The sequence below is a fragment of the Halorubrum sp. SS7 genome, assembly GCF_005435055.1.
GTDB lineage: Archaea > Halobacteriota > Halobacteria > Halobacteriales > Haloferacaceae > Halorubrum > Halorubrum salinarum.
Window position 1 is genome coordinate 195,412 of sequence record NZ_SGXV01000001.1, and the last position, 20,254, is coordinate 215,665.

General features: G+C 71.5%; 22 protein-coding genes. 8 read left to right on the forward strand and 14 right to left on the reverse strand.

Annotated features, from left to right (window positions below; all coding sequences use genetic code 11):
• Positions 1 to 58: 58 nt before the first annotated feature.
• From EXE44_RS01025 to glpA, 12 genes are all read right to left on the reverse strand, one after another.
• A complete protein-coding gene (locus tag EXE44_RS01025) occupies positions 59 to 343 on the reverse strand; it encodes a hypothetical protein (RefSeq protein WP_137715581.1) in 285 nt (94 codons plus the stop codon).
• 86 nt (positions 344 to 429) lie between these two features.
• Positions 430 to 1,500, reverse strand: coding sequence for a metal ABC transporter permease (locus tag EXE44_RS01030; protein WP_137715582.1), 1,071 nt, complete (start codon positions 1,498 to 1,500; stop codon positions 430 to 432).
• Positions 1,500 to 2,240: a metal ABC transporter ATP-binding protein gene (locus tag EXE44_RS01035; protein WP_137715583.1), complete on the reverse strand. Its 741-nt coding sequence runs from the start codon at positions 2,238 to 2,240 to the stop codon at positions 1,500 to 1,502. The genes EXE44_RS01030 and EXE44_RS01035 overlap by 1 nt, the downstream gene beginning before the upstream one ends.
• Positions 2,241 to 2,340: 100 nt before the next feature.
• Complete coding sequence (locus EXE44_RS01040; RefSeq protein ID WP_137715584.1) at positions 2,341 to 3,390, reverse strand: metal ABC transporter substrate-binding protein; 1,050 nt, start codon at positions 3,388 to 3,390, stop codon at positions 2,341 to 2,343.
• Between the two features lie 126 nt (positions 3,391 to 3,516).
• Entirely contained in the window at positions 3,517 to 4,002 is a 486-nt protein-coding gene (locus EXE44_RS01045) for a YbaK/EbsC family protein (protein WP_137715585.1), read from the reverse strand.
• Positions 4,003 to 4,076: 74 nt separating this feature from the next.
• Complete coding sequence (locus tag EXE44_RS01050) at positions 4,077 to 4,802, reverse strand: ribosome assembly factor SBDS (protein WP_137704159.1); 726 nt, start codon at positions 4,800 to 4,802, stop codon at positions 4,077 to 4,079.
• A 116-nt stretch (positions 4,803 to 4,918) separates the two neighbouring features.
• The gene (locus EXE44_RS01055) at positions 4,919 to 5,119 is read right to left on the reverse strand and encodes a hypothetical protein (protein ID WP_137715586.1); all 201 of its coding nucleotides are present in this window, start codon (positions 5,117 to 5,119) and stop codon (positions 4,919 to 4,921) included.
• A 104-nt stretch (positions 5,120 to 5,223) separates the two neighbouring features.
• Positions 5,224 to 6,630, reverse strand: coding sequence for a CRTAC1 family protein (locus tag EXE44_RS01060; RefSeq protein WP_137715587.1), 1,407 nt, complete (start codon positions 6,628 to 6,630; stop codon positions 5,224 to 5,226).
• 81 nt (positions 6,631 to 6,711) lie between these two features.
• A complete protein-coding gene (locus EXE44_RS01065; protein WP_137715588.1) occupies positions 6,712 to 7,722 on the reverse strand; it encodes a hypothetical protein in 1,011 nt (336 codons plus the stop codon).
• Between the two features lie 150 nt (positions 7,723 to 7,872).
• On the reverse strand, positions 7,873 to 9,441 hold the full coding sequence (locus EXE44_RS01070; RefSeq protein WP_137715589.1) for an anaerobic glycerol-3-phosphate dehydrogenase subunit C: 1,569 nt from the start codon (positions 9,439 to 9,441) through the stop codon (positions 7,873 to 7,875).
• A complete protein-coding gene (glpB, locus tag EXE44_RS01075; protein WP_137715590.1) occupies positions 9,438 to 10,817 on the reverse strand; it encodes a glycerol-3-phosphate dehydrogenase subunit GlpB in 1,380 nt (459 codons plus the stop codon). The genes EXE44_RS01070 and glpB overlap by 4 nt, the downstream gene beginning before the upstream one ends.
• On the reverse strand, positions 10,817 to 12,616 hold the full coding sequence (glpA, locus tag EXE44_RS01080; RefSeq protein WP_137715591.1) for an anaerobic glycerol-3-phosphate dehydrogenase subunit GlpA: 1,800 nt from the start codon (positions 12,614 to 12,616) through the stop codon (positions 10,817 to 10,819). Before glpA ends, glpB begins: the two co-directional genes overlap by 1 nt.
• Positions 12,617 to 12,987: 371 nt before the next feature.
• On the opposite strand from glpA, the gene glpK reads away from it, so the two are divergent.
• Positions 12,988 to 14,526, forward strand: coding sequence for a glycerol kinase GlpK (gene glpK, locus EXE44_RS01085; RefSeq protein WP_121562143.1), 1,539 nt, complete (start codon positions 12,988 to 12,990; stop codon positions 14,524 to 14,526).
• The gene (locus tag EXE44_RS01090) at positions 14,527 to 15,693 is read left to right on the forward strand and encodes a hypothetical protein (RefSeq protein ID WP_199241167.1); all 1,167 of its coding nucleotides are present in this window, start codon (positions 14,527 to 14,529) and stop codon (positions 15,691 to 15,693) included.
• A 113-nt stretch (positions 15,694 to 15,806) separates the two neighbouring features.
• Here the strand turns inward: EXE44_RS01090 and EXE44_RS01095 are convergent, their stop codons facing one another.
• Positions 15,807 to 16,205: a hypothetical protein gene (locus EXE44_RS01095; RefSeq protein WP_137715592.1), complete on the reverse strand. Its 399-nt coding sequence runs from the start codon at positions 16,203 to 16,205 to the stop codon at positions 15,807 to 15,809.
• Positions 16,206 to 16,359: 154 nt separating this feature from the next.
• On the opposite strand from EXE44_RS01095, the gene EXE44_RS01100 reads away from it, so the two are divergent.
• The 3 genes from EXE44_RS01100 (at position 16,360) to EXE44_RS01110 (ending at position 18,639) form a co-directional block, all read left to right on the forward strand.
• On the forward strand, positions 16,360 to 16,563 hold the full coding sequence (locus tag EXE44_RS01100; RefSeq protein ID WP_121562145.1) for a hypothetical protein: 204 nt from the start codon (positions 16,360 to 16,362) through the stop codon (positions 16,561 to 16,563).
• Positions 16,564 to 16,654: 91 nt separating this feature from the next.
• Positions 16,655 to 17,827 carry a Cdc6/Cdc18 family protein gene (locus EXE44_RS01105; RefSeq protein ID WP_137715593.1) on the forward strand — a complete coding sequence of 391 codons (1,173 nt, stop codon included), beginning with the start codon at positions 16,655 to 16,657 and terminating at the stop codon, positions 17,825 to 17,827.
• 131 nt (positions 17,828 to 17,958) lie between these two features.
• Complete coding sequence (locus tag EXE44_RS01110; RefSeq protein ID WP_137715594.1) at positions 17,959 to 18,639, forward strand: HAD-IIB family hydrolase; 681 nt, start codon at positions 17,959 to 17,961, stop codon at positions 18,637 to 18,639.
• A gap of 6 nt (positions 18,640 to 18,645) precedes the next feature.
• Here the strand turns inward: EXE44_RS01110 and EXE44_RS01115 are convergent, their stop codons facing one another.
• A complete protein-coding gene (locus tag EXE44_RS01115) occupies positions 18,646 to 18,927 on the reverse strand; it encodes a ribonuclease P protein component 4 (RefSeq protein ID WP_137715595.1) in 282 nt (93 codons plus the stop codon).
• Positions 18,928 to 19,076: 149 nt separating this feature from the next.
• Between EXE44_RS01115 and EXE44_RS01120 the strand changes: the two genes are divergently transcribed.
• The 3 genes from EXE44_RS01120 to EXE44_RS01130 all read left to right on the forward strand — a co-directional run bounded on the left by EXE44_RS01120 (position 19,077) and on the right by EXE44_RS01130 (position 20,233).
• Entirely contained in the window at positions 19,077 to 19,271 is a 195-nt protein-coding gene (locus EXE44_RS01120) for a methytransferase partner Trm112 (RefSeq protein WP_173228114.1), read from the forward strand.
• A 92-nt stretch (positions 19,272 to 19,363) separates the two neighbouring features.
• Entirely contained in the window at positions 19,364 to 19,945 is a 582-nt protein-coding gene (locus EXE44_RS01125; RefSeq protein ID WP_173228113.1) for a hypothetical protein, read from the forward strand.
• A gap of 99 nt (positions 19,946 to 20,044) precedes the next feature.
• Positions 20,045 to 20,233: a hypothetical protein gene (locus tag EXE44_RS01130; protein WP_006113388.1), complete on the forward strand. Its 189-nt coding sequence runs from the start codon at positions 20,045 to 20,047 to the stop codon at positions 20,231 to 20,233.
• Positions 20,234 to 20,254 lie beyond the last annotated feature (21 nt).

Sequence of the window (20,254 nt, forward strand, 5' to 3'; positions counted from 1 at the left end):
AACTCGTTCGGGCGGTGCGACGCGCCGGCGTCGGTCGGAACGACCGCGTGGCGCCCGCTCAGTGCGAGTGGCCGAGCGCGTCTTCGAGCGACTGGCCGAAGCGCTCCTCGAACAGCTCCGCGGCGGTCTCCTCCATCGCCGCGATGTCCTCGGGCACGTCGCCCTCGCTGTGGTGGACGATGACGTGCGCCTGCTGGGCCATCGCTTGGACGACCACGTCGGAGATGACGGCGGTCGACGGCTCGCCCTGCTCGCTGAGCACGTCGACGAGGCCGGCGGGCAGTTCGAACGACTCTTCGTCACCGTCGGGGCCGGTGACCGTGTAGGTCTCTGTGTCTCCCATAGACGTGTCTGGCGGCCGGGACATAAGGGTCTGTGGAAACCGGACGCGAGCCGGGTCACGCGACGGGAACGGGCGGCCGCTCGCCGTCAGCCGTGCGCCGACACGGGCGTTCCGGAGGCCCCGGAGCCGAGGATGCTCGCGAGGTATACCGCGATGGCCGTGACGACGATCGATCCCCCGGAGGGCAGCCCGAACCCGATCGAGATCGCGAAGCCGCCCAGCACCGACAGCTGTCCGAAGATCACGCCGAGGTACATCGTCTCGCGGAAGCTCCGCGCGACCTGCGAGGCGGCCGCGACGGGGACGACCAGCATCGCGGCGACGAGGATGACGCCGAGCACCTGCATCGCGCCGACGACGACGACCGCGGTCAGCACCACCAGCAGGGTGTTGTAGCCGGTGACGTTCAGCTGGGCGACCCGCGCCGCCTGCTCGTCGAAGGTGATGAAGAGGAGTTGTTTGTACGTCAGCGCCACGCCGGCGACGACGACGAGCGAGAGCGCGCCCATCAGGCGCGCGCCCTCCGGCGTGACCACCGCGAGGTTCCCGAACAGGTACCCCTGGATGTTGACGCCCGTCAGCCCGTCGCCGTAGCTGATGATCAGCGTGCCGACCGCGAAGCTCCCGCTGAGCATGATCGCGATGGGCACGTCGCCGTAGGCGTCGGTGCGCTCCGTGAGCCACTGGACCGCGAGCGCGCCGAGGACGCCGACCGCGAGCGCGACGAGCAGCAGCGACCCGTTCCACCCGGTCGAGGAGGTGACGAGGATGCCGACCGCGACGCCGGCGAACGCGGTGTGCGCGAGCGTCTCGCCGATCAGCGCCATCTCGCGGTGGACGAGGAACGAGCCGACGAGCGGGGCGACGACGCCGACGAGCACGCCCACCGCCATCGACTGCCACATGATCGGGTGCCGGAACACGTTGGTGCCGAGCGCGGCGTCCATCCCCCGGCCGAGCGAGCGGAACGCGGCGTAGAGATCGCTCGCGACCGGGAGGTCCTGCGCCCAGTACAGCAGGAGGAACCCGAGCATGCCGACCGCGACGAACGCGGTGAGGCCGACGCCGGCGAGTTCGACGCGACGCCGGCGGTCACGGGTCGATCCCTCGACGGCCGCGGTCTCCCCCTCGCCGTCAGCGGCGCTGCTCCGGCTCATCAGTGGTGGTGGTGGACGACCTGCCCAGTCGTGCCGTACGCCTCGGCGAGGGCCTCGCTCTCGACGAACGACTCGGTGTCGCCGTGGTGGTACAGCTCGGTGTTGATACAGGCGATGCGGTCGGCGCGGTCGGTGACGACGCCGATGTCGTGCTCGATGAGGATGATCGTGATCCCGTCGTCGTTGAGCTCGTCGAGGAGCGCGTAGAAGGCGTCGCGCGACTCGGCGTCGACGCCGACCGTCGGCTCGTCGAGCGCGAGCAGGTCGGCGTCGCTCGCCAGGGCGCGCGCGATGTACGCGCGCTGTTTCTGTCCGCCCGAGAGCTCGGAGACCAGCCGGTCGGCCAGGTCGCCGATGCCGACCGTCTCGATGGCGTCCGCGACGGCGGCCCGGTCGGCCGCGGAGAGCCGGCCCCGCCCGGCGTGCGCGAACCGACCCATGGTGACGCACTCGCGGACGGTGACCGGCATCGCGCCGCCTTGGCTCGTCGCCTTCTGCGAGACGTAGCCGATCCGACCGCCGTCGTCGAACTCCGCCACCGGTCGGCCGAACAGCTCGACCGACCCCGCGTCCGGCTCGTGGAGACCGAGCATGAGGTGGAGGAGCGTGGTCTTCCCGGAGCCGTTCGGCCCGACCAGCCCGAGGAAGTCCCCCTCCTCGACCGTGAGGGAGACGTCTCTCACGGCGACGGTGTCGCCGTAGGCGAACGTCACGCCGTCGAGGTCGACGATTGCGCTCACTGCGTGTCTCCGGTATGGGTCGGCCGCACGTTTAGCTCTTTTAGTCCGGCGGCGCCGCCGTCGCCGGGCGCCGAGCCGGTCGGCGCGCGCGTCGACCGGCTCACTGCGCGCCGAACGCCCGCTCGAAGGCGGGGACGTTGATCTCGGTCATCTGTTCGAGGTAGCCGTAGCCGGCGTCGTTCCACTCCCGCGTCGTCCCCCCGGCGGGCGTGACGGGGACCGCCTCCGTCGCGTCGCTGTTCTCAACGATCGACTCGGCGAGCCGGGGCGACTGGAAGTGGTCGTATAACACCACGTCGATCCCCGCCGAGTCGACGAGGTCGATCGTGTCGGCGATCTCTGACTGCGTCGGCTCGTTCTGCGGCGAGACCCCGACCGGCGAGTGGAGCCGGAACCCGTAGCGCGCCTCTAAGTACTGGAAGGAGTTGTGGCCCGCCAGCACCGCCACGTCGCGCGCGGCGTCCTCGGCGATCGACTCGAACGCGTCGTCGACCGCGCCGAGTTCGTCGGCGTACGACTCGGCGTTGGCGGCGTACGCGTCGGCGTGCTCCGGGTCCGCCTCGCCGAGCCCCGCGGCGATCGACTCGACCATCTCGGCCGCGAGGACCGGGTCGGTCCAGACGTGGGGGTCGTACCGGGTCTCCCCCTCGCCGCCGTGGTCGTCGCCCTCGTGATCGTCGCCCTCGTGGGAGTCCCCTTCCCCGTCGTGGCTCTCGTCGCCGTGGTCGCCGCCCTCTCCGCCGTGGTTGTGGTCCCAGTCGAGCAGGTCGTCTTCCAGCCCGTCGAGCACGTCGACCACGGCGACGGAGTCGTAGTCGCTCTCCAGCGTCTCCGCGAGGTCCTGCGCCCACGAGAACTCCGGGCTGTCGAGGTAGACGAAGGCGTCCGTCGCGGCGACCTCCGCGGCGAGCGTCCCGTCGGGCGTCCACCCGTGGCCGAGTTGCCCCACGTCGACCGGGTCCTCGAAGCTCGCGTGCTCCCCCGCGACCTCGTTCGCCCAGTCGTTGAGGGTGAAGAAGGCGGCGTACCCCGAGTCGAACCCCTCGGAACCGCCGGTTCCCCCGCCCGAGCATCCCGCCAGCGACGCCGCCGCCCCCGCGACCGCGAGCCCGGCGCCGCGCCGCAGTACCGACCGCCGTGAGTGAGTCATACCGATCCTATCGCCGATTAACAGAAAAAGGTTATTATTTCACAAGTCATAGTTAATAACTCAGTCGCCGAGAGCGTGCTCGCTTAACAACGCGCCGCTGCCTCCGCCATCCGGTGGCGTCGCTACTCACTCTGTGAGATCGACGACGGTCGCGTCCGCGAGGTCGGCGAGCGCGTCCGGACCGATCGCGAACACCGCGCTCGGCGTCCCGGCGGCGCCGTAGACGGTGTCGTACTCGGCCAGCGTCGGGTCGAAGACGGTCGGGAGCGCGGCGTCGTGTCCGATGGGCGGGACGCCGCCGATGCTCCAGCCGACGACCTCGCGGATCCGGTCCGGGTCGCCCATCTCGGCCGCGTCGGCCTCGGAGTACTCGGCGACCGCGTCGAGGTCCAGCCGGTTCGCGCCGCTCGTGACCGCCGCGACGAGCGCCCCGTCCCGGTCGCCGCCGACGAGGGAGACGACGATGGTCGACGCGATGGCGCCCGTCTCGCAGCCGACGGCGTCGGCCGCGGCGGCCGCCGTCTCCGTGCCCGCGTCGAACTCCAGCACGTCGACGTCGACGCCGTGCCGTTCCGCCGCCCGCTCCTCGAACTCCGCCGCGCGTGGATGCATGCGATCCGAGCCGCGGCCCGCCGGTATCAACCCCGCGGAGGCGGTGAAAATGCGTCGCGAGCTTAAGGATTCGGTCAGCGGGTCCGCAGTTCGTCTTTGTCCTTGATGACGCGGGCGTCGCCCTCGCCCGAGGTGACCTCGTTGACGAGGTCGTAGAGGTCGTTCTGGAGGCCGGCCGGGAAGGTGAGCACGCCGACCCACGAGCCGTCGTTCTGCCACTCCTCGCGTTCGAGATCGCCGAACTCGCGGATCTGCGCCTGGCCGGACCCCGCGTAGTCGGCCGGGAGCTGGACCGCCATCGTCACCTCCTCGAACCGGATCGGGATCACCGGTCGGAGCGCGTCGAGCGCGTCGTCGACCTGGTTCTCCACCGGCTCCATCGGGTCGATCTGGAACCCGGCCTCCTCCAGGGCGCGCTCGATCCGCTCGGGCGGGTGCGGGGAGTCGTCCATCTGTGGGTTCACGGCGTTGCGCGTGATGGTGGTCACCAGCTGGTTGTGCTTCCGCTCTTGCATCTCCGCGCGCTGTTCGGCGGTGATCTGGATCTCCCCGCGCTCGACGACCTCCGGGATGATCTCCAGCGGGTCCGTTGTGCCGAAGACGGTCTCTAAGTCCTCCTCGGCCGGGCGGTCGCCCCGCGAGGCGTTCTCGAAGACGTCCTCCGCGGCGATGACCTCCGCTAAGTCGTCGTCGAACTCGCCGCGCTTGATCGCGAGCGCGGCGTCGGGGTCGATCAGGACCTCGAACCGCTCCCCGTGTGACTCCAGTCGGGCCGTCACGGCCTCGTCGAGCGATATCATACCGAACGCTACCACCCCCGCGGGCAAAAAGCCTCCCGCCGTCGCCGACCGCCGCGCCGCGTCGTGGCGGCCGGCCTCCGGTCACCGCCCTGATCGTCGCGCCGTCGCTCCCCTGACTATTCGCCCGCGGAGGGCCGCTCGTCGTCCCAGTCCGCGCGGCACGACGGCGAACAGAAGTGTCGGTGGACGGCGTCGCCGCCGTCGACCCACGTGACCGTTCGGTGTCCGGTCCCCAGCGCCGGCTCGCCGCACGTCGCGCAGCGCGGCGCGGACTCCTCGTCGACGTCCTCCTCGAGCTCCGAGGTCGGATCCACCATACCTCCCCGTACGCCCGGGGACACTTGAACCCGCGAAGGGCGGCAGTTCTGGCCACGGCGGCCGCCGCCGTCCCGCCGGGCCCCCGCTCGGGGCCGCTCGGCCGCTACCGCCGCGTCCGGGCGTCGCGGTCCGTCGCCTTCCGAGACGGGTGTCTGACCGTTATCTCCCGGTCGGCGCTCGGGCCGACGACGGTCCGCTCGCGCCCGTCCGGCCACCGCACGTCGACGCGCAGCGGCTCCGCGCCGCCGAGCCCGAAGTGCGCGACCGGCTCCGTCTGACAGAGGCAGCCGCCCCCCGCGTCGACCGTCCGCCGCTGGACGCCCTCGGTCGTCTCCAGGGTGGCGACGGCGCCGCGCGCCGGGGCGCCGTGTCGCGTCGTCGGGCGCACGCGCAGCCACCCGGCGTCGGGCGCGTCGGCGACGCCGTAGGCGGTCACGGGCTGGGCGGCGACCTCGCCGTGGACCACGAGGAGCTCCAGCGCGCCGTCGCCGTCGAGGTCGGCCGCCACCGCCCCCGTGCCGAACCCGTCCGGCTCCGCGGCGGCCCCGAGGTCCGCGGGCTCCCACTGTGGCGGCCCCCCGGGCCGATCCACGCGCTCGAACAGCCGGTTTTCCGCGCCGCAGACGTTGAAGAAGAGCTCCTCGCGGCCGTCGTTGTCGAAGTCCGCCGCGACGACGGTCCGGACCGGCCCAACGTCGCGGAGCGCGTCGGGGGCCACGTCGTCGTAGCCGCCGTCGGGAGAGCAGCGGAGCAGCCGGCTCGGCGCCGACTCGTTGCCGACCGCGAGCGCGAACGTCCCGCCCTCGTCGACGAGCGCGGCGCCCCGCGTGTCGCCGCCGGGGTCCGAGAGGTCGGGGCCGCCGTCGGTCCGGTCGTAGTGCCCGTCCCGGTTGCTGAACAGCCGGTTCGGTCCCCCCTCGACCCCCGCGAAGAGGTCGCCCTCGCGCGAGCGGTACGGGACCGCGAGCAGCGACCGGCACCCCCCGTCGACCTCCAGGCCAACCGCCTCGGCCATGTCGGTCACCTCGCCGTCGTCGCCGAGTTCGTAGAACGCGAGCGGGGCGGCGTAGCCGGAGACGGCGACGCCGTAGCGACCGGTCCCCAGTCGGTCGAGCGCGGCGACGGAGCGCCCGGCGCGCACGTCGATGCGGTCGGCGTTCACCTCCCGCGCGAACACGTCCGTCCAGCGGTACCTGTCGGCCTCCAGGCGACTCAAGAGCAGGTCGGGGTCGCCGCCGTCGACGCCGCGCGCGCAGTTGTGGACGTACACCTCCTCGCACCCGTCTGCGTCGAGGTCGGACGCGCACACCCCCATCCCGTGGTGGGTTCCGTCGGCGACGATGCCGCAGGCGGTGTCGGAAAAGCGGCCGCCCTCGCGGGCGTACAGCCGGTTCGGCTCGCCGTAGCCGGCGACGAAGACGAGCGGCCCGTCGCGGCCGGGCGTCACCGCGACGCCGTACCCGCGCATCGGGCGCCCGTCGTCGACGAGCGCGGACCGCTCCGTGAACATGGCCGCCCGTCACCGCTCCGAGAATATGAACGCACGGGTTGGATACGACCGGTCGCCGGCGGGAGGAAATCCTCGATCGGCCTACAGGTTGCGCTCGATGTACCGATTTATCCGCGCGACGCGGTCCGCGTCGAACGTCCAGAGCCCGCGCCAGACGCGCGGCTCCGTCTCGACCGCGAGCAGCCCGACGCCCCCTTCGACCCCCCGGACGAGGTCGCTTTCCGGGTCGCTCCGCGCGGGGTGCGGCCCCTCCGGGGGCCGGTACACCACGAACCAGCTGTCGGTGAAGTCGGGGTCGTTCCCGGCGTGGATCACCGCGTCGAGGTCCTGCGGGAGTTCGTCGGGCACGCCGTAGAGGTGCGTGTCGACGCCGGTGTCGGCGACGCGCTCGTACACGTCCCGCGTGCCGACCTCGTCGTCGATACGCGAGAGCCGCTGGAACGACGAGCGCAGGGTGCCGTCGCCGGCGGTCCACGCCGCCCGCTCGATGAACCGCGAGATGGTGATGAGCAGCAGCTTCTGTCGGTTCGACTCGGGGTACCCGCGGAGCGTGAACGTCGCGTCGTCGAGGCCGCTTATCACCGAGGGAAGCTCCACGTCGGAGAGCGACCGGCTGCCGGTGATGTACAGGTCGGAGTTGACGAACAGCACCGCGTCGCCGAGCTCGCCGAGCGTCGAGCCGGCGACCACCTCGTCGTCCTCCATGAGCAGCACGAGGTTCTCGATGTCGGAGGGGTCGCCGCCGTCGAACGGCACGTCCTCGTGGCGGCGGAGCACCTCGACGTCGAGCGACGGGGCGGCGTCGCCCTCCCCGTCGACGACGGCGTTCGTCGCCAGTTCTCGCGCTGTGAGACCGCTCGTCCGATCGAGCCGCGGGGCCCCGGAGCCGTCGGTCAGCCGGCCGTCCCCCCCGGCGCCGCCCGCGTCGGGGTCGTCCGGGCCCTCGACCACACGGCCCTCCACGACCCGCACTGCGTCGTCGCCGAACGTGTCCACGAGCATGTTCAAGACGGGGTCCGGGTCGGTTCGGTTGACGATGACCACGGACCGCTCGGGACCGTCGAAGCGATCGAGAAACTGTTCGAGCGTCACGTATCCTGACTGAGGGGGTTCCCGGATAAGGATTCTCACGCGGTTATCGAACCTGAGAACGAACGGCGCAGGCGACGAGACGCGCCGCGAGCGCGGTCCGCGAGAGGCGCTGTCTCGGCGGTGTTCACCCCCGGTCGGGGACGGTCCCGCCTACGCGCCGAGCGCGTCCTCGAGCAATTGGAGGGGGTGTTCGATCTCGTAGCCGGTGCCGTGCTCCATCTGCATCGCGCAGGTCGGGCACTCCGTCATGCCGACCTCGCCCTCGGCGTCCTCCATGTGCTCGAACATCTCCGCGCCGATCTCCATCGACTTCTCGTACTTCTCCTCCTTCCAGCCGTACGTCCCGGAGATCCCCGAACAGGAGTCGCCCACGTCCTCCATCCGAACGCCGTCGACGTCCCGGAACGTCTCCACCGCCTGCCGGGAGAGCCCCTGGTTGCGGGCGTGACACGGCGCGTGGTACGCGAACGCGCGCTCGTCGTCGAGCCCGCCGGCCGCGTCGAGTTCGCCCTCCAGGTCCTCGTGGATCCGGAGATACTCCAGCGCCTCGAAGGTGTGCTCGGCGAGGTCCTCGATCCCGTGGAGGTCGAACAGCTCCGGGTACTCCTGGCGCAGCGACATCGAACAGGAGGTACAGGAGGCGATCACGTCCGCGCCATCGCCGATGGCCTCGACGAGGTTCTCGACGTTCGTCTCGGCGTGGCGCCGCGCGTCCTTCAGCATCCCGTTCGCGAACATCGGCGTGCCCGAGCACTTCTGTGGCGGCACCATGACCTCGTAGCCGAAGTGCTCGTAGACGCGGACCATGGCCTTCCCGACCTCGGGGGTGTTGTAGTTGGAGTAACAGCCGTGGAAGTAGGCCACGCGCTTGTCGGGGTTCTCCACCTGCGCGCCGCCGCGCGCCTTCCACCACTCGCGGAACGTCTCCGTGGCGAACTCGGGGAAGTCGCGCTCCTTGGGGATCCCCATCACCTTCTCCATCGCCCACCGGGCGGGCCCGAAGTTCATCGCGAACGACGCGGTCCGCGGGAACATGCTCGCGAGGCTCGCCGACGTGCGGTAGTTGGCCAAGATTCGGTTCCGAATGTACTCCATCGAGAGCTTCTCCATCTGCCGCTCGACGAACTGCCCGCGCGCCTCGTTGTGCATCTGCGAGAGCGGCACCCCGGAGGGGCAGGCGTCGTCACAGCGCATACAGTTCGAACAGGAGGTGATCGACTCGTCGATGTCGTGGTCGTCCTTCCGCTTGAGCCGCCACTGCTCCGGGCCCTGGAACTTCGGCCCGGGGAACTCGTCGTCGACCTCCGCCACCGGACAGGAGGTGTCGCAGCTCGTGCACTTGTAACAGGAGTCGGCCCCCTCGCGGAGGTCGAGGTCGCCGCCGGGGAACACGTCCACCGGGTCGTACGCGTCCGGGTCGAGCTCGGTCGAGTCGCTGCCGCCCGACGCGCTCTCGACGCCGCCGTCGGTGGCGGCGCGCTCCGCGGCGCCGGCGGCGTCTGCGGCCGCCCCCGGGCCGTCGTCCGCGATCTCCCCCTCGTCAGGGACGAATATCGACGGCTGCTCGTCGCGGCCGGCCTCGGGGACACCCGGGCTCGGCTCCCCGCAGCCGCAGTCCCCGCACCCGGCGCGCCCGCGGCCCCCGCCGCGTCCGCCGCTCGGTTCGGTCGTCCCGTTCGCGTCTCCCCCGTCGCCGTCGTCCGCCGTGTCTCGTGTCATTGGCTCGCCTCCGTCGCCGCCTGCCGCCCGGCCGCGAGGCCGGTCGCGAGCGACACCCCGCTCGCGGACTTCTCTCTCGCCGCGTCCGCGCCGCCGACGACGCCGCCGGCCGCGAACACGTTCTCGTACTGCGCCTCCCCGTCGGCGTCCGTGGGCCGACACCGCTCGTCGGGCCGAACGCCGAACCGCGCGTACGGCTGGTCGCCGAACGCGTCGTCGACGAACCACTCGTACCGGTCGTCCGGCTGGTCGACGTACAGGTCGAAGACGGGCTCGCGGACGCCCTCGCGGTCGGAGTCGAGCCCCTTCCCGACGAGCCCCCCGGTCGCCAGCACGAACGCGTCGGCGCCGTACGGCGCCGTCCGACCCTTCCGGTCGACCGCGACCGCCTCGACCCGCCCGTCGCTCGCGGACTCGACGCCGACGACGGGGTTGCCGGTCTCGAACCGCACGCCCTCGGCGTCGAGCGCGTCGAACAGGCGGTCCTCCAGACGGAGTCCCGGGAGGCTCGGCGGCCCCATCGGGACCTCGAACACGTCGGCGCCGAGCCGGTCGGCGAGCTCCGCGCGCACCTCGTCGCCCCGGTCGTCGCCGAGGAACGCCGGGAAGCCGACGCGCTCGACGCGGTCCACGCCGCCGTCCGCGTCGACCACGTCGTGGAGGTGCGGCGCCACCGCCTTCGCCAGCGCCTCGCGGGCCGGGACGCCGTCGATGTCCTCGTCGTGGTCGAGCGCCTTCGCGAGCCGGGTGATCTTCGCGTCGGCCCGGAACGCCTCCGCGAACTCGACCTCAGCGCCGGCGGCGTCGAACGGGACGCCCGCCGCCTCCAGCCGACCCGCGAAGGCGCGCGCGTCGTACTCGGTCAGCGACCGGAACCCGACGATCAGCATCGGCCGCTCGTCGCTCGCGAGCCCGGCCTCGGCCGCGGCCGGGTACCGCGCCGTCGGCTTCACCGCGCCGCCGAACGTCGGGACGAGCGCGTTGCGGTCGGTGTGGCCCCCGCGGTAGGCGTCGCCCGCGAGGTCGTCGAACAGGGCGAGCCCGTCGCGGAGCGCGTCCGCGCCGACCACTCGGTACGGGTGCGACTCCGGCAGGCGCTCGATCCCCTCGAACGGGTCCGCGAGCGGCCCCTCCGGGTCCGGCCACTCGTCGCGGTCGAGCTCGCGGCCCGCGGTCGGCGGCCCGTCGCGGAGCGGTTTCGCCGGCTCGGTCGCCGGGACGTAGCCGAGCGCGTCGATCAGCCCGGAGGCCTGCCGCAGCGTGCTCGCCTTGTGAGAGACGAGCCGCACGTCCGCGCCCTCGCGGGCGGCCGACACCGCGGCCGTGACCGCGGCGAGCCCGCCGCCGATCACGAGCACGTCGCTGTTGATCGCCATCAGCGACCTCCGTCGGTCGCCGCGTCGTCGCTTGCGCGGCCACCGTCGGTGACCGCGTCGTCGTCTGCGCGGCCGCCGTCCGCCGCGGCGGTCCCGGTCTCGCCGTCGGAATCGCCCGGGCTCGGCGCCCCCGCGCCCGCGTCGAACGCGCCGAAGTCGACCGCCTCGTCGAGGTTCGCGGGGTCGCCGTCGCGGTTCATCGTGGTCGCGTGGAGCATGTGGTTCAACATCGCCTGCGAGAGCTGCTCGCCCCACAGCGCGTGGCGCTGGCCCTTCCAGCGCTCCTGGTACAGCTCGTCCTCGGCGTCGCGCACGACCGGCTCGGGGTACTCCTCGGCGAGCTCCGCGGCGATCCGGTGGGTACAGAAGCCGCCCTGGCAGTTCCCCATCGAGGCGCGGGTGCGGAGGCGGACCGCGTTGAGGTCGGAGCCGGCCTCCCCGATCGCGTCCTGGACCTCCGCGCGGGTGACGCTCTCGCAGTTACAGACGATCGGGTTCGGGTCGTACTCGTCGAGCACGTCGTCGGCCCGGGAGCCGAGCCGCTGGCCCGAGCGGCGCGCGACCGGCGAGCGCAGGCCGAACTCGTCCATCAGGTCCTCCATGCGGGCCTCGCTCTCCGAGCCCGGGAGCGGCGCGTCGGCGGTGTCGCAGGTCGCCTCGTGGCCGAGCGTCTCGCACACGTGGTCGGAGATGGACTCGGCCATCATCCGGTAGGTGGTGAGCTTCCCGCCGACGATGGTCGTCATGCCGGGGAGGTCGTCGCGGTCGCCGTGGTCCAAGAGGAAGTAGTCGCGCGTGATGTCGGTCGGGTCCTCGGTGCCCGTCCCCGGGGGCTCGTACAGCGGGCGGACGCCCCAGAACGAGCGGAGCGTCCGCGCGTCCTCGAGCGCCGGGACGAGCTCCGAGAGCGTCTCGATCATCAGGTCGACCTCCCACTCCTCCTCGGGGTAGTCCTCCGGGTCGTCGACCTCCTCGTCGGTCGTGCCGAGGATACAGGCGGTCTCGTGGGGGACGATGATGTCGGCGTCGCCCTTCGGCCGGCAGCGGTTGATCACGGTGTCGACCTGCCGGGTGTTCATCACCGTCATCACGCCCTTCGAGGGGCGCACCTCCACGTCGACGCCGGCCATCTCGCCCACGTTGCCCGCCCACGCGCCCGTGGCGTTGACGACGTGGCGCGCGCGTATCTCCTCGGTCGTCCCCGGCTCGCGGTGGACGCGCTTGCCCGGCCCGGTCTCGTGTTCGATCTCGACGCCGACGACTTCCCCGTCCTCGACGAGCACGTCCGTCACCGGGGCGTGCGTCTCGATCCGCGCGCCGTGCTCCCGGGCGTCCGCGGCATTCGACACGCAGAGCCGGAAGGGGTCGACCGCGCCGTCCGGCAGGGCGATCGCCTTCTCCACGTCGCGCGCGAGGTACGGCTCGCGGCGCCGCGCCTCCTCCCCGTCGATCACCTCGACCGGGATGTCGCACGCCTTACACCCCTCCAGCTTCTCCTGGAAGTACTCCTCGGAGTCCTCGGGCCGCTTGACGAACATCCCGCCCGTCTCCTCGACGCAGTGGGACGCGATGTCGCGCAGCACCCTGTTCTCCTCGATACACTCCTTCGCGCTCTTCTGGTCGGAGACCGCGTACCGCCCCCCGCTGTGAAGGAGTCCGTGCATCCGTCCGGTCGTGCCGTGCGTCAGGTTCCCCTTCTCGACGAGGACCGTATCGAGCCCGCGCCGCGCCAGGTCCCTGACGACGCCGCACCCCGTCGACCCCCCACCGACGACCACGACGTCCACTTGTCTGTCCATGCGAGGCCCTTGGACCACGTCCACTTTACTTTACCTCCCGGCGCACCCCAACAGTAACTATCAGGGTCATTCAAGTACTGTAATCGCTGACGAGGCCGACGGATTTATCAATCTGCCTTTTTCACTCGCGTCGAACTCGGGATTTCAACAGGAAGATTATTATGGTAGTACATTATGTTCACGATCGGCGTGGTAGCTTCCGTGAAGATATGCCGCGGCGCGTCTCGCGACCGTCTCGGGTCGGCTCCGGACGGGCCTGACCGATCGGTCGCGCGCCGCGGCGGCGGACGCGGGCCCGAAACCGCCCTCGACGGCGAGGGCGACCGGGCGATCGCCGCGCACGGACCAGCGCCACAGGAGGGATCCACAACATGACACAGTACGTCGGTGCGATAGACCAGGGGACGACCGGAACTCGATTCATGGTGTTCGACCACGAGGGCCAGGTCGTCGCGAACGCCTACGAACAGCACGAACAGATCTACCCGAACCCGGGCTGGGTCGAACACGACCCGATAGAGATCTGGGAGAACACCCAGCAGGTCGTCCTCGACGGCCTCGCGGACGCGGGCCTCGACGCCGACCAGCTCGACGCCATCGGCATCACCAACCAGCGCGAGACGACGATCGTCTGGGACAAAGACTCCGGGAAGCCGGTCCACAACGCCCTCGTCTGGCAGGACCGCCGGACGACCGACCGCGTCGAGGAGCTTCAGGAGGCGGACAAGGTCGAGGAGATCCGCGAGAAGACCGGCCTCGAGGCCGACGCGTACTTCTCCGCGACGAAGACGGAGTGGATCCTCGACAACGCCGAGCCGCTGAAGATGCAGAGCTCGCGCGGCGGCGACCTGCGCGACCGCGCCCGCGCCGGCGAACTCGTGATGGGCACCATCGACTCGTGGCTCATCTACAACCTGACGGGCAACCACATCACTGACGTCACCAACGCCTCCCGGACGATGCTGTACAACATCCGGGACCTGGAGTGGGACGACGAGCTGCTCGACGAGTTCGACGTGCCGAAGGAGATGGTGCCCGAGGTACGGCCGTCCTCCGACGAGGACTACTACGGCCACACGGACGCGGACGGCTTCCTCGGCGAGGAGGTCCCGGTCGCGGGGGCGCTGGGCGACCAGCAGGCCGCGCTGTTCGGGCAGACCTGCTTCGACGAGGGCGACGCGAAGAACACCTACGGCACCGGCTCGTTCTACCTGATGAACACCGGGACCGACGCCGTCGAGTCCGACCACGGACTCCTGACGACGATCGGGTTCCAGATGTCCGGCGAGCCCGTCCAGTACGCGCTCGAGGGGTCCATCTTCATCACCGGCGCCGCCATCGAGTGGCTCGAGGACGTCGACCTGATCAACAACGCGGCCCAGACCGCGGAGCTGGCGCGGTCGGTCGACTCGACCGACGGCGTCTACATGGTCCCGGCGTTCACGGGGCTCGGCGCCCCGCACTGGGACGGTCGCGCCCGCGGCACCATCGTCGGGATGACGCGCGGGACGAGCAAAGAGCACATCGTGCGGGCGACGCTCGAATCGATCGCCTACCAGACCCGCGACATCGCCGAGGCCATGGAGGCCGACTCCGGCGTGGAGACGACGAGCCTCCGCGTCGACGGCGGCGCGGTCAAGAACAACTTCCTCTGTCAGCTCCAGTCCGACATCATCCAGACGGAGATCGCGCGACCGGAGGTCGACGAGACCACCGCGCTCGGCTCGGCGTACGCCGCCGGGCTCGCGGTCGGCTACTGGGACAACGTCGACGAGCTCCGCGACAACTGGCAGATCGACCGCGAGTTCACCCCGGAGAAGTCGCAGGACGAGGTCGACAAGCTGTACAGCCGCTGGGACGACGCGGTCGAGCGCTCGAAGAACTGGGCGATCGACGAGGAGGACGAGTAGATGAGCGTCGAACTGCTCCCGGAGCTGGCCGTCGCGGCCGACACCGTGCTACAGGTCGGCTACGAGCCGGGCGCGCCGACCGACGTGATCGAGAGCCTGACGAATCCGGCCATCCTGCTCGGCGCGCTCGCGGGCGGCGCCTTCGGGGCGGCGCTCGGCGCGCTGCCGGCGTTCATCTTCACCGGGTTCCTCGTCATCGGCGGGTCGCTCGGCGGCGGCGGGTTCGGCGTCGACGTCGGCTTCGGGCCGGTGTTCGGGCCGCACATCTCCTTCGCGGGCGGCGTCGCGGCGGCCGGCTACGCGGCCAACAAGGGCTACATGGAGTCCGGGTTCGACTACCACAACGCGAAGGACATCGGCTTCGCGTTGGGGAGTAAGCCGGACGTCCTCGCCGTGGGAGCCGTCTTCGGCATCTTCGGCGTCCTCATCGAACAGCTCTCCCGACAGCTCGCGCTCCCGGTCGACCCGATCCCGGTGAGCATCGTCATCAGCGCGCTCGTGGTCCGCGCCGTCTTCGGCTACAGCATCGTCGGCAAGGTCAGCGACAAGGCCGACGGCTACTTCGACATGGGGCCGTTCGAGCGCGAGGAGATGCGCGAGCCCGGCGAGGTCAAAGGCGACGGCGGGAAGGCCAGCGAGGACCGCCTGGCCGTCGAGCCGTGGCTGCCGAACATGTACAAGTGGTCGCACGTCGCCGCGATCGGGTTCTTCACCGGGCTCGGCGCGGGCGTCATCACGTACAACATGATCAGCGGCGGGCACGGCCTCATCGCCGTGTTCGCCGGCTTCGGGATCAGCGCGGCGTCGCTGCTGTTCCTGAACCTCGGCGTCGACCGCATCCCGGTCACCCACCACATGACGCTCGCGGGGGCGACCGCGTTCCTCGCGACGTGGCAGGAGGGGATCCTGATGCTCACCGACCTGTCGGCCGGAGACCTGACCGCGCCGCTGGCGTTCGGCGCCGCGCCCGCGCTGCTGTTCGGCGCGCTGTTCGGGCTGTTCTCCGCCGTCGTCGGCGAGGCGAGCCAGCGCGTGTTCTACGCGCACTCCGACACCCACTTCGACCCGCCGGCGGCCGCCATCGTCGTCTGGACGCTGACGATCGGGCTGCTGGTCATCGCGGGGCTGCTCAACTGGGGCGTCTGGATCCCCGGCACGGGAATCTAACGCGCTCTCGGCCCCGGCAGCACCTTTTTATTATGGAACCTCGCTCACCCGCGGTCGCTCGGAACCGGTCGGCGAGCGGCGCGCACGAGACCACGGCCGAGCGCGCACGTTGCTCAGTCGGGGAGCAGCACCGAGAGCCCTACGAACCCGACGACGCCGACGGCCGCCGCGGCGACGGCGATCGGGACGACCTCGACGCCGAGGGCGCGGCCCACCAGCGCGGTCGCGCCGGCCGCGGCGAGCGCGACGCCGGTCGCGCCGTGGTGGAAGCTCCCCGCGGTGGGCTGGTCGGCGATCGTCACCGCGTCGTCGTCGACGAAGGCGCGGACGCCCGCCCAGACGGACGCGAAGCGGACGCCGATCCCGAACGCGGCCGCGGCGATCGAGACGAACTCGATGTCGCCGATCGCGAGCATCCCGGCCCCGAACGCGGCCGCCGTCGACAGGACCGCGACGACCTTGCTCCTGTCGTCGACCGTGTGCAGCGTCTCGACGGCCGCGTCGTTCGACATACCCGTCGTAGTTCGCCCGACGGTCGTATAGGTTTCCATCGCCCCGACCCCGGCCGTCGGCCCCGGACGAGCGCGGCGCCGTCCGCCCGCCCGACGGGGCGCGGTCGCGAGCGGAACGCGGGGCGTTTAACTGCCCCGGCCGAGACGACGTGGTATGCTAGACCGGATCGGGCTGGACCGGCGGGACCGACGGAACCTCCTCGTCGTGATGGGGGCCGTGGCAGTCGTGATGGCGGTCGTCTCCGAGGGGACGCCGGCGGTCCGACTGGCGGTCGGCGCGATCGCCGGCGTCATCAGCGGGGTCGTCTTCGTCGTCTCGACGGTCGTCATCAACCGGTACAAGCCCGCCCACTGGTAGGCGGCTCGGGCGTGCGAACCCGTCCGCCCCGAGGACCGTCCTCCAGTCCCGTTTCGGGGCTGTTTTGTTCGACTATCCCGGAGGGTCGACCGTGAATATCGACGACCGGATCGAGCGACGACTCGGCTACGACGCCGGCATGAGCGTTCTCGCCGACTTCGAAGCCGTGTCTCCGGTCAGACACGTCGACTCGCCGGTCGGCCGCGGGCCGGCGATAGAGCGGCTCCTCGACGTGTTCGAGCCCGCCTTCTCCGGGTCGCTCCCGCCGAGCGTCTACGTGTACGGACCGAAGGGGAGCGGGAAGTCCGCGGTCGTCTCCGCGCTGTTCGCCCGGCTCGCGAGCCACAGCGGCCCGCGCCGGGCGATCCAGACGACCACGCGGGCGGTCGAGCCGACGATCCCCGGGTTCGTCTACGTCGACGCCCGGAACGCCTCGACCCGGTTCCGACTGTACCACGCGATGCTGGCCGCGATGAGCGACGAACACGTCCCCGACCACGGGATCGGTACCGAGGACCTGGCCGACTCGCTGCGCGACGCGATGCGCACCGGGCCCGACCTGGTCGTCGCGGTCGACCACACGAACGAGGCCGAGACGCCGACCGCGGCGACGCTCGTCGACTGGCTCACCGACGTGGGCGAGCAGCTCACGCCGGCCTGTCTCGGCCGCGACCCGCCGGACGCGGTCGACTGGGAGCCGGAGACCACCGTCGAGTTCGCGAAGTACCGCCGGCACGTGCTCGTCGAACTGCTGACGAGCCGGTGTTCGACCGGGCTCGGCCGCGACGCGCTCAGCCACGACCAGATCCGCGAGATAGTCGAGTGGGCCGCGGGCGACGCCCACGACGCGCTCGCCGCCGTGATGGGCGCGGCGGTCAACGCGGAGCGGGCCGGCGCGTCGACGGTCAGAGCGGGCGACGTCGACGCCGGCACCGACGGGGTCCCGCGCCCCTGCGTGGCGCTGGGCCGCGTCCTCTCGCTGCCCGAGAGCCGCCAGCGGCTCCTCTACGAGCTCGCCGGCCTCACGGAAGAGGAGCGGTCGACCGTGGGGATGGCGACGGAGGCCATCGCGGGGCGCCCGGGCGTCGACCTGTCGGCGTCGACGGTGCGGCGCGTCCTCTACGAGCTGGCCGACGCCGGCCTGCTCGAACGGGTCACCGTCCACCGGAGCGACGGCAAGGGTCGGCCGCCGAGCCGGCTCGTGCCGCTGTTCCCGACGGTCGTCTTCCGCGAGCTGTTCGACCGCCGCGTCCGGACCGGGTAGCGCCGCGCGACCCCTCGGCTGCGCTCCGCGCTCGCCTCGGGCGGGTGGCCCGCGTGCGGACGACGCGCCGCCGCTCCGACCCCGCTTCGTTCGAACGGAAGACAGTTGTCGCCGAGCCGCCGACTCGGGGTATGGTCCCGCCACTCGCGCTCGACATCGACGGCACGCTGACGACGCCGACCGGCCGGATCGACCCGCGGGCCTTCGAGCTGCTGCCCGACTGGGACGCCCCGATAGTCTTCGCCACAGGGAAGGCGTTCCCCTACCCGGTCGCGCTCGCGCACTTCCTCGGCCGCGAGGAGACCGTTATCGCCGAGAACGGCGGCGTTGCGTACGTCGACGGCGAGACGACGGTCGTCGGCGACCCGGACGCCGCGCGGGCCGTCGTCGAGGCGTTCCGCGAGCGCGGCGGCGAGGTCGGGTGGGGGGACGGCGACACGGTGAATCGGTGGCGCGAAACGGAGGTGGCGTGCTCGCCCGACGCCGACGAGGCGCTCCTCCGGGAGGTCGCCGCGGCCGTCGACGACGTGGAGGTCGTCGACACCGGCTACGCCTACCACGTGAAGTCGACGGGCGTGAGCAAGGGGCGGGCGCTCGGCGTGGTCGCCGACGCGCTCGGGCTCGCCGCCGACGAGTTCGTCGCGGTCGGCGACAGCGAGAACGACGTCTCGACGTTCGGCGTCGCCGGCGAGTCCTACGCGGTCGCCAACGCGGACGACGCGGCCCGCGAGGCGGCCGACGAGGTGGTCTCGGAGGGGTTCATGGACGGGACGGCCTCGGTGCTCGCGGCGCTGCGCGAGCGCGCCGAGTAGCCGCGGTCACTCCCCGTAGGGGTACCGCGCCGTCGCGCCGCACTCCGTACAGCGGACGACCACGCGGCCGGGCCGGGTCCGGACGCGGCTCGTCTTTCCGGGCCGGAGGTAGACGGCGCAGTCGTCGCAGGCGCGCCTGGAGAGCTCTGTGGGAACGCCGCAGCGGTTCCGCTCTGCGATCCGGCGGGCGCGGGCGACGTACTCGCGGGCGCGGTCGTACTCGTCGTCGATGACCGCCTCGCGGGCGAGGGCGAACAGCCGCTCGATCCGCTCCGCCGGGATGCCCATGTCACGGAGGGCGGCGCCCGACGGCAAAGAGGTTGTTATCCGGAGCGACCGCGGCGCCGCGACGCCGCGACGGCCCGCTCGGCCGGTCCGAGACGGCGCGACGGTCGCGACCCGCACGCTTTTTTATCGGTCCACCCCAACCGAGCGGTATGAAGGAATCCCTGATGGACGTGATCTGCTGTCCGCTCGACAAGGCGCCCCTTGAACTCGACGTCGACGACGAGGACGACGAGGAGGTGCTCGCGGGGACGCTCACCTGTACGGAGTGCGGCGAGACGTACCCCATCGAGGACGGGATCCCGAACCTCCTGCCGCCGGACATGCGCGAAGAGGCGGCGGCGTAGGGCCGAGCCGAGCGGGCGACGGCGGCGGTCCCCTGCCTCGAAACCCCTCGCTCGTGTGAATCTTTTTTTAGTACGGGGGCGTGGTCCCGACCGTGCCGACACTCGACGTCGAACTGAACGGGGAGGCGGTCCACGACATCGACGCGCCGGACTCGTTCGTCACCGACGGGCCGTTCCCGGTCGTGCTCGAGAACAGCGGGCGCTCGACGCACGTCCACCTCCACTTCGACGACGACCTCGACCGGGCGGCCGCGCTCGACGACGGCAACCACTTCGTCGCCGACGAGGCCACCCGCCGCGTCCACGTCTCGACGGCCGACGTCGACGAACCGGTCCGCGGCAAACTGAAGATCGTCACCGGCTACGGCTCGAACACGGCGTACGTCGACGTTCGGATCGACCCGTCGCCCGAGACCCCGAGCGAGTCGGTCGCGGTCGACGAGACCTTCTCGGCGCCCCCGGAGCGACCCCCGGAGATCCCGCCCGGGCAGCGCGCGGTGAACGCGCTCGACCGCCTCGTCAGGAGCGGCGGGGTCGCGGGCGCGGTCTTCGGGCTCGTCGCGGTCGGCGCCGCGGTCGCGGTCGCGGTGGCCGTCGACAGCGCCCTCGTCTGGCTCGCGGTCGGGCTCGCGCTGATGATCGCGTTCGGCGCGGCGCTGCTCGCCGTGACGTGAGGCGACGGGTGGCGGCTTCCCCGAGGCCGTCGCCGTCTCACGTCCCTCGTCTCGGTCGGGATCCGCGCGCTTTTAACCGTCCCGGCGGAACGAATCGCCATGAGCTTCGAGAAGGAAGACGAGGTCGTGCTCCACGACAAGCACAGCGAGTACGACGGCGAGTCGGGCACGATCACGCAGGTGATGGAGACGATGTTCGGCGACGCGACGTACACGGTCAGCTTCGAGGACGGCCAGGAGACGGGCGTCCCCGAGGACGCGCTCGACGCCGTCGAGAGCGAGGAGTAACGCCGCCCCCATCCGTACCGT